The organism is Sporichthya sp., from assembly GCF_013815995.1.
GTDB lineage: Bacteria > Actinomycetota > Actinomycetes > Sporichthyales > Sporichthyaceae > Sporichthya.
The window spans coordinates 26,489-34,862 of sequence record NZ_JACDFE010000015.1 but is presented as its reverse complement, the minus strand read 5'-3'; the positions used below and the strand labels follow the sequence as shown (position 1 = coordinate 34,862).

At 67.3% G+C, this 8,374-nt stretch carries 8 protein-coding genes; 3 read left to right on the top strand and 5 right to left on the bottom strand.

The features are described from left to right. Both H0X00_RS03475 and H0X00_RS03470 read left to right on the top strand, forming a co-directional pair. Positions 1-432 (top strand): sensor histidine kinase (locus tag H0X00_RS03475; RefSeq protein ID WP_293767337.1); only part of this gene is annotated, 432 nt, incomplete at its 5' end. A gap of 662 nt (positions 433-1,094) precedes the next feature. Next, complete coding sequence (locus tag H0X00_RS03470; RefSeq protein ID WP_293767336.1) at positions 1,095-2,543, top strand: site-specific integrase; 1,449 nt, start codon at positions 1,095-1,097, stop codon at positions 2,541-2,543. A 73-nt stretch (positions 2,544-2,616) separates the two neighbouring features. On the opposite strand, the gene H0X00_RS03465 is transcribed toward H0X00_RS03470, so the two are convergent. Together H0X00_RS03465 and H0X00_RS03460 are read right to left on the bottom strand one after the other, a co-directional pair. Then, entirely contained in the window at positions 2,617-3,555 is a 939-nt protein-coding gene (locus H0X00_RS03465) for a nucleotidyl transferase AbiEii/AbiGii toxin family protein (protein WP_293767335.1), read from the bottom strand. Beyond that, positions 3,552-4,142 (bottom strand): type IV toxin-antitoxin system AbiEi family antitoxin domain-containing protein, encoded by a 591-nt coding sequence (locus tag H0X00_RS03460; RefSeq protein WP_293767334.1) that lies wholly within the window; start codon positions 4,140-4,142, stop codon positions 3,552-3,554. Before H0X00_RS03460 ends, H0X00_RS03465 begins: the two co-directional genes overlap by 4 nt. Before the next feature lie 442 nt (positions 4,143-4,584). Between H0X00_RS03460 and H0X00_RS03455 the strand changes: the two genes are divergently transcribed. Then, complete coding sequence (locus tag H0X00_RS03455; protein ID WP_293767333.1) at positions 4,585-5,715, top strand: tyrosine-type recombinase/integrase; 1,131 nt, start codon at positions 4,585-4,587, stop codon at positions 5,713-5,715. 176 nt (positions 5,716-5,891) lie between these two features. Here H0X00_RS03455 and H0X00_RS03450 read toward each other — a convergent pair whose 3' ends face one another. The 3 genes from H0X00_RS03450 to H0X00_RS03445 form a co-directional block, all read right to left on the bottom strand. After that, positions 5,892-6,260, bottom strand: coding sequence for a DoxX family protein (locus H0X00_RS03450; protein ID WP_293767332.1), 369 nt, complete (start codon positions 6,258-6,260; stop codon positions 5,892-5,894). A 206-nt stretch (positions 6,261-6,466) separates the two neighbouring features. Beyond that, complete coding sequence (locus tag H0X00_RS23635) at positions 6,467-7,171, bottom strand: GPP34 family phosphoprotein (RefSeq protein ID WP_367186414.1); 705 nt, start codon at positions 7,169-7,171, stop codon at positions 6,467-6,469. Positions 7,172-7,531: 360 nt separating this feature from the next. Next, positions 7,532-8,368, bottom strand: coding sequence for a hypothetical protein (locus tag H0X00_RS03445; protein WP_293767331.1), 837 nt, complete (start codon positions 8,366-8,368; stop codon positions 7,532-7,534). Positions 8,369-8,374: the final 6 nt, after the last annotated feature.

The following is an 8,374-nucleotide window of genomic DNA, read 5'->3' as shown; positions in this document are numbered from 1 at the left end:
GACCAGGCCTGCGCGATGCACACCGGGCCCGCCGCGGCGCGCGGCGTGCGGCTGCGAAGGACCGGCGCCGACCGGTTCCCGCTGCCGATCGACGGCGCCGCCGTCTTTCGCGCGGTGGATGCACTGGTCGACAACGCCGTGCGCTACTCCCCCGCCGGTGCGGACGTCGTGGTCGACCTCGGGGCCGAGGACGGCGTCGCCACGGTCTCGGTCACCGACCGCGGGCCCGGCATCCCGGCCGCGGACCAGCCACGGATCCTGGAGCGGTACTGGACCACAGCCGAGGGCCACTCCGGCATCGGGCTGGCACTGGTCGCCCAGGTCGCGGCCGCACACCAAGGGCTGCGGGTCGAGTCACCGCTCACGCCCGAGGGCGGCACCCGGATGAGCCTACGCTTCGGCACACGGCCCGCTGGGTCCGGATCGTGGTGACCCCGATCTGGGTCCGGTGCTGCTGGCTTCCGCGGTGTGGGAGGTCTGACCCCCGCCCTGCAGCGCCGGTGCCTGCTCAAGCACACCGCGTGCGGGGACTGCGCCCGCGATGCCGGGACGTCGTTGACGTCGTACTACGCCGCGTCGGGCCAACCCCGCCGGCCGGTCGATGGTTCGGCTCCGGGCTCCACGGCGGCCGCGGGCTGACCGCAGACACCGCCGTTGCCGAGGAGGCGATGGCTGCGGTTGCCGGGTTCGATCTGACGTTCACCGTTCCGAGTCGGCCAGCGTGTTGTGGGCACTCGGCGACCCAACCACGCAGCAGGCCATCGCCGACGCTCACCGCGACGCGGTCACCGGCATAGTCCCTGCCCGTCCTCCGGAAATCTGCCCACCAATTCGAGGGGCCAGCTTCGGTGAACCCGAATCCGGCCCCTGACCTGCACTAACGGGTGGAGCTGTGGGGATTTGAACCCCAGACCCCCTCGATGCGAATCGCCACTTGGCGTCGAAGGCAGGTCTTCCTGTGCCGCCGGGAATCGGGCTATAATTGCAGGTCAGAGGCCTATTTGGTCCAGGACCGTCCGGGACAGTCTATTGCCGTCCGCCCCGGCTCCTGCTGCCAAATTGCTGCCAAATGATCTTCGGTGGGGAGGCCGGCGATGGGGTGGATTCGAGCCCGTGAAGGCCCTCGCGGGCTTCGGCATGAAGCCAAGTACCGGGACGTCCGCGGCGTAGAGCGCTCCGCCGGCAGCTACCGGACCGAGAAGGAAGCGATCCGGGCCTGGCACAAGGCCGAAGAGGATCTCGCGGCCGGGAAGGTCGGAGATCCCAAGCGGGGCCGGCAGACCCTGTCCACCTACGTCGAGACCGAGTGGTTCCCCAACCACCAGATCGAGCTGACCACCCGGGAGAACTACCGGTACGTGCTCAACCGCTACGTGCTGCCCGGCCTGGGTAACGTCCGCATGGCCGAGCTGCTCCCCCACCATGTGCGGGAGTGGGTCACCGAACTGCAGCGCGATTACGGCGCACGCCCGCCGACGATCCGCGAGGCCAAGGTCGTGCTCGATGCGATCCTGTCCACGGCCCTGAACGACCAGGTCGTGTGGCTGCACGCCGGTCGCGGGGTCAAGACCCCGCCGGTGGCCCGCAAGCCGCGACGCATCATCACCGTCGAGCAGTACGACGCGATCTACGCCGGCCTGCAGGACGACACCATGCGTCTGCTGGTCGAGACCAAGATCGAGACCGGGTTGCGCTGGGGCGAGCTGACCGAGCTGCGCCCCAAGGACATCGACATGAAGCCCCGCCTGCTGACCGTCTCCCGGGCGGTGGTCGAGCTCAAGTCAAAGACCCGCCCCGACAACGTGCGGTTCGTCGTCAAGGACTACCCGAAGGACAAGGAGTGGCGCCAGCTCTCCCTGACGGCCCGGCTCGTGAAGCAGATCCAGCTGCACATCAGGGAGCGCGAGCTCGGTCGTGATGACCTGTTGTTCCCGTGCCCCGCTCCCAAGGAGGTCCGGCACTGCAGGCCGGCGCAGCTTCCCGACCCCGAGACGCTCGGGCTGACCGAGCCGAACGATAAGGGCCGTCAGTACCGGCACGGCACGCTGACCGCGTATCAGTCGGCACGCTGTCGGTGCCGCCAGTGCAAGGATGCGGTCGCCGTCTACCGCGCGGCCCGTCGCGCCCTCGGTAAGGACAACCCTCGGCGTCCGCATCAGGTCAACACCGACGGGCACATCCCGAACAGCTGGTTCCGTGCCCACGTGTGGAACCCGGCAGTCCAGACCGCTGAGATCGGATTCACCGTGACGCCCCACGGGCTACGCCACGCGCACGCCTCCTGGCTGCTGGCCGGCGGAGCCGACCTGCAGGTCGTCAAGGAGCGCCTCGGGCACGGCAGCATCGCCACGACCGGCAAGTACCTGCACGCCCTCCCCGGCGCCGACGCTGCCGCCCTGGAAGCACTCGAAGCGTTCCGGTCACGGCCCAACGCGCCCGAGAGCGAGACCAAGCACGACCCACGCGATGCGGAGCTCGCCGAGATGCGCGAGCTCGTGTCCAGATTGCACCGGATGCTGGGCGAGGAGAAGGGAAGCGCGTGACCACGCCCGCCATGGTCACCGGGCGACGCTCCGCGCTCCCTCACTCGACCCCCATTGCCTGTCGTCCTCGACCCTAGGCGTGGTCGGGATGTGCCTGCGGATCGAATCGTGCGTCCGGCTCGGTTAGCCATGCCGCCGGCGCAGGCGCCCATCTCCCACTCGAGGCCGGGCTTGCGAGGATGGGATCAGCAAAGGCAACGACACGAGCGATCGCATCGCCGAAGCTCCGCGGCAGGACCGCGTTCAGTCCGGTGCCCTGGAGGAAGTCCTCCCATGGCCTCTGACGGTCCTCGGCGAGATTCACGAGAACCTCCCCGAGCGGGCGCAGCACAACGCTGCGGTGATTGGCGGTCGCGGCCAGCGCTGCGCGCAGGATTTCGGCACCGATCGGATGGCGCGCGGTCAGCAGGACAACGTCGGCGAAGTCGCGGTCGCGGGTGTTGGTGTCACCGCGGTCGATCATCGTGACGATCTTCTCCGCCAGGACGGTCTCGAGCGGGTACCCGCGGAGCGCGAAGGTGCCGCCGAGAAGCGCCGGGTAGTCGATACGGATCGGGCGCGGGGTTACCGGGTCTCCGACGCTGACGTCGACCCGCAGCATCGGCCGCGCCCGGTCGAGACGGGCGGGCACCGTGATGCGCACTCCCCCGTACTGGTCGTTGTCCCGGATGGTAGCGGCGCTTAGCGCGGAGACGTCGAAGTAGACGCCGTCGTCGAGTTCGAGACCGGCGATCTCGCGGACCAGCTCGGAGACCTGGTCCACATCGTTGGACGTGGCGGTTGCGAGCATGTCGACGTCGCGCGTCGGGCGTCGTTCGTCCATCGCCGCAAGGAGCATCCCGCCCTTGAGTACCACCCGCTCGCGGTGCTCAGAGATCGAGACGCGGTAGAGGAATCGCTCGAGTGTGAACAGGACGAGGAGTTCTTCCGTACCTCGGCCTTGGCTGCGAGCGAGGGCACGCAGATCGAGATACGCCCGTCCAGCCGCGGAAGATCGGTTCGTCGGCGTCATGCCTCCATCACCCGCATCACCTCACGCAGCGCGGGCCAAGCCCTCAAGCTGCGAGCTACTTCGGCCAGACGAGCCCGATCGGGACGGGCGGAGAGGTAGCGGCGTAGGGCGTGCAGCGCAGCCTCCTCACTCACCAGCCGCCGCGATCGGAACGCATCGGCGAGAGTGCGTTCGCGATCCGTGATCGCGAACTCGGCGCCGGCCTCGGCTCGGATCTGAACTCGGCCGAGTTCGAACATCTCGGCTTGAAAGATGTGAACCCGCGTGGGCGGATAGTCGATCCGTGGCCGGTGATTGCCCTTCGCCACCGCCAGGTGAACCTGGGCCGGGATGTCGTCCGTCAGGTCCCAATAGGCCAAGGCAGAGTCCAGACAGATGGTGCCGTGGGGTGCGCGCCGGCAGACGGTGACGAAGTCCAGGTCACCAGTCCCCGCGCTGTCGGCACGCTGGTAGAGACCGCGCGAGAGCTGCAGGATCTCACCAGCATCGCGCATCGCGTAGAGATCCCGCCATGAAATCCCGGCAGCCACCGCATCCCGGGAACGGAAAATTGGCTCCAGGCTCTCCAGCCGAGCTCGGGCATCCATGTATGAAATCCTACATCATTGAATACAATCGATGTAGTTATTCATACAGCCGGCCCGGGTCACTGCGCTCCGAATTTCGCCGAGGACCTCCTGGAGATGTTCGGCGATCTCGGATCGCCCAGCGGCTGGCCTTCGCCGGCGGCCGCGAAGTGGCGTCTCGGCCCGCGCTCTCGTAGCCCAGGGTCGCGAGCCGCAACTGGTAAATGTCCATCGGTAGCCGCCCACGTACGCGCACGTCCGGCACAGTCCTCGGACCTCTGGGTTATGAGCTGGAATCTGGGACCTGATCGCGCACACAGGGATGCGTGAGATCACAACGTTTCCGCAGGTCAACGGCGCACCCCGCGTACGTGACGGTCCGTCATAGCCCGCTTGAGTCCAGCGGGGTTTGCGGTCAAACTGCGGTCAGAGCCAACCGGGAGGGTGCTCGGGAGGAGTCGCCGTGCCGTGGGTGAGGAAACGCGCCGCACGCGGCGGCGAGGTCCACTTCACGGCCTACTATCGCGACCCGACTGGCCGGACCCGCTCGGCCGGCACGTTCGCCTCCCAACGCGACGCTCGGGCGGCCGGGTGGCGAGCGGAGAGCAGTGTCGAGTCCGGCTCCTGGTTCGACCGGACCGCCGGCAAGGCGACCTTCCGCGAGTACGTGGAGGAGACCTGGTGGCCCAGCCGGCACCTAGAGCTGAGCACGAAGCAGAGCTACCGGTCCTACCTCGACAAGCATTTCCTGCCCTACTTCGGCGACCAGCCGATGGCGAAGATCCTGCCCTCAACGGTGCAGGGCTGGGTCACCCAAGTCGCCGCGGATGGTCTGTCAGCTCGCAGCGTCATGAAGTACCACGTGATGCTGCACAGCATCTTCAAACGGGCTGTGCGCGACCGGATCATCGCCTTCAATCCGTGCACCGACATCGAGCTGCCCAAGGTCGTCACCCGCAAGATGCCCACCCTGACCCCGGAGGAGTTCGACCGACTCCTCGAGGTGGTCCCCGAGCGGTGGACACCGCTGGTGCTTACCGCCATCGAGACCGGCCTGCGCTGGGGCGAGCTGATCGCCCTGCGACCTCGGCACATTGACTTCCTGCGCCGCACCGTCAGCGTGCAGGAAACGATCGTCGAAGTGTCCAAGAAGATCTCCCCGACCGGCGAGCGGATGATCGTCAAGCCCTACCCCAAGGACGACGAACCCCGCACTCTCGGCGTCAGCCAGGACCTCCTCGACGTCCTCGCCGCCCGTATCCAGCACCTCGGGCTCGGCCGCGACGATCTGCTCTTCCCCTCCATCGAGACCGCCGGCGGCAACCCCGTCTCCCGGAACACCTTCCGCACCCGGGTCTGGCTTCCCGCCCTGGAAAAGGCCCAGCTCGCCCACCACGTCCGCATGCACGACCTGCGCCATGCCCACGCGTCCTGGCTGCTCGTCGGCGGCGCCGACCTGAAGACCGTCATGGACCGGATGGGCCACCGCCAGATCCAGACCACCCAGAAGTACCTGCACACCCTCCCCGGCGCCGACGACCGGGCAATGAACGCGTTCCAGCTCACACGACAGCGCCACCGCGAAGGTGTCTGAGGTCGTTCGGCCCTCACCGTTTGAACCACGACCTCCTCTGTACGAATGCCAATCTGGCGTCCAATCCGGCCGCGCATTCGTAGTGAGCAACCCGTCGGTGACGGGCTTGAGCGCTTGGCCGTGTCAACCTGATTTGGCCCCACCGTGACGGGGCGAAGCGCTGGACCGGGGACGATTCAGGCCGGTTCGACAGGAACGGGCCGCCAGCACGCCAGCAGGAGCGCAGTTGCGCCGGCGAGACCAAGGCCGGCCGCCACCGCGAGGCCGACTGTGCCGTCGAGATCGCCGTCGATCCCGAGCGCATGGTCGAGCGAGAACTCCCCCGGGCCGAACCCCGCGAGGGCAACAGCCGTGAGCGCCAGGAACGCGACGTAATCCCAGCCCTGTCCGGGCCGGAAGATGAAGAAGCCGTTCGTGCGGTGGGCGGTCACGAACGCCACCGCCATCACACCAACGACCGCGGCACATTGGAACGAGGTCATCAGACCGGCCACGAGGCAGGCTCCGGCGGCGAGCTCGGTCCAACCGCTGGCGAGCGCGTGCACCCGCGGTGGGCGCAGACCCATCGACGCGAACCAACGGGCCGTGCCGTCCACACCCCCCCCCGAACAGATGGTTCCACCCGTGGGCGAGCATCACCCCGCCCAGGCCGAGGCGCAGTAGAAAAGCAGCAGTGCTCACGCGGCCGGCCGCCCAAGCCAGCGGAGCGGCGGAGCTAGCTCATCCATGGGCGGACTGCTCAGCACCAAGGTCACCATGGCACCGTTGCGCTTGCGTAGCGGGCCTCCAGGTTCAACTCGACTGCCCCAGAAAGCGATCTCATCACCGCGCGCACCTCGTCCCGAATCTCGTGGTCGGCCCACAACCCCGAGGCGAGGCCAGCCGCTCGAGATTGCCGGTCCGTGTGCCCTTCAACGCCAGATCCTTCTGGGACCAGCACCTCCAAGCACCCGCCCGCCGTCAGCAGACCGATGATCAGCGCGAGACGATCCGGCTGGGGTTCGGCTGCGTCAAGCGCCTCCCAAGCCCCCTGCGCCACCCAACAGGCGCGGGCAATGCCTGCCGATGTGGGCAACGCCGGCCTACCCACGACCTTCATCAAACTCTCGGTGAGCAATCCGCGGGCCACCAGCGATCTCCGCAACGTCCGCGACACCCCGGGGGGCACGCACGTCAGGAGCTCGAACCCAGTTGGCGACCGACTTGCCACATGCCGCCAGGTTCGATCGACCTGCGATCTTCCGGTCATCGGTCGGCCCCGGGCCGTGAACGCTCTTCTCCCGTTGCCGGCAGCCTGGAGCACTACTCGACGTGCGAAGACCAGCTCGAGCATGCTGGCAGCGGTGAGCACGCTGTCCCGTGCGCGACCTGTGCTGATCACTCGCTTGGTAGCCCCTCCGAACACCAGTAGGGCAACGTCGTCGGATAGCGACAGTTCCTGCGCCTGGTCACTCACCGAGACCGACCGTTGCGTCGTAGGCGCAAAGCCCGGTCCGCCGCCCGCAGGACACTCGAAGCGCGCGCAACAGACATCCGTCGTTCGAGGAACTTCACAGCCGACACAGCGGCCCTAACGCTCAACACGGCGGCTGAAGCCACCCGGTCAACGCGCCTTCCGCGGGCTCCTGCCCATCGTCGGGCATGGCCTCTTCCAGACAGCCATGAAGCGCGACGACCGCCGTCGAGACGTCCACAGGGCCCTGCATCGACACCAAGACCTGGTGGTTCGGCATTCGTGTCGCGTAAATGGACAGCTCCACAGCGGTCCTCCCGGTTCCGGGGCTTGCAGGAGACGCAGCGGTGGAGGATCCGAGAGCTACCCCCCAGTCCGGAGCGCGAGAGCATCCGGGACCAGCTCCTCGATTCCTTCGCTTCGTGCCGGCTGGACGCCGGGGCGTTCCTGGGGCACGAATAGGCACGCGAGGTAGCACAGGGTCGCCCCAAGAACCATCGACCCGGTCGCAGAGATCCACATCAGCGCCGTGTTGGGATTCTCGTGGCTGATGACCTCGATGGTCATGAACGACGGAGCGAAGGTGGCTAAGCCGAAGGCTCCTGGCATGAGCACGAGGAGAGCCCAGATTCGAAAGCCCGGGAGAAGGTGGCGGAGCTTCGTGACAGCGACGGCTGCAACTACGACGATCCCTGTATTGGCCACAGACACCCAGATGGGGAACCCGGCGACACGATACGGATGCTCCCCGAAGTAGTCGTAGGTGCCGACGTTCGTCCCGACCATCTCAAACCCAGTGAAGACAACCCACAGCGCCACGGAGTAGAGACTGACGTCCCGGCGAGTGGCCCCGGATTCAATTCGATGGGCGAGCCAGACCGCTTGCGCGCCGTAGACCCAGACATAGGTGACCGGCACCCACCAAGGCACGTGGATCCCCATACCGGAGTACCCCGTAAAGAAATCGGGGCCGGTGTAGAACCACAGATTGAAGGAGTTGTCGTAGATCGCCTCCATCAGCGAGCAGAACGCCGCGCTGATGAGAATCACGATCGGCCAGGCCTCTCGGCGGCGGACCGCGAAGGAGATCGTGAGGACAAGTGCTACCGCCAGGGCCGCGGAGGTGCCGAGCGCCATCACCCACTGACCGGTGGTGTCGACGGTCTTCTCTGTCGGCGGGTAGGGGATCGCAGCCAACATGGGGGC

Excerpts from the sequence above, each read along its gene's own strand:
- H0X00_RS03470 (WP_293767336.1), top strand. The coding sequence starts at position 1,095 with ATGGGGTGGATTCGAGCCCGTGAAGGCCCTCGCGGGCTTCGGCATGAA.
- H0X00_RS03465 (WP_293767335.1), bottom strand. The coding sequence starts at position 3,555 with ATGACGCCGACGAACCGATCTTCCGCGGCTGGACGGGCGTATCTCGAT.
- H0X00_RS03460 (WP_293767334.1), bottom strand. The coding sequence starts at position 4,142 with ATGGATGCCCGAGCTCGGCTGGAGAGCCTGGAGCCAATTTTCCGTTCC.
- H0X00_RS03445 (WP_293767331.1), bottom strand. The coding sequence starts at position 8,368 with ATGTTGGCTGCGATCCCCTACCCGCCGACAGAGAAGACCGTCGACACC.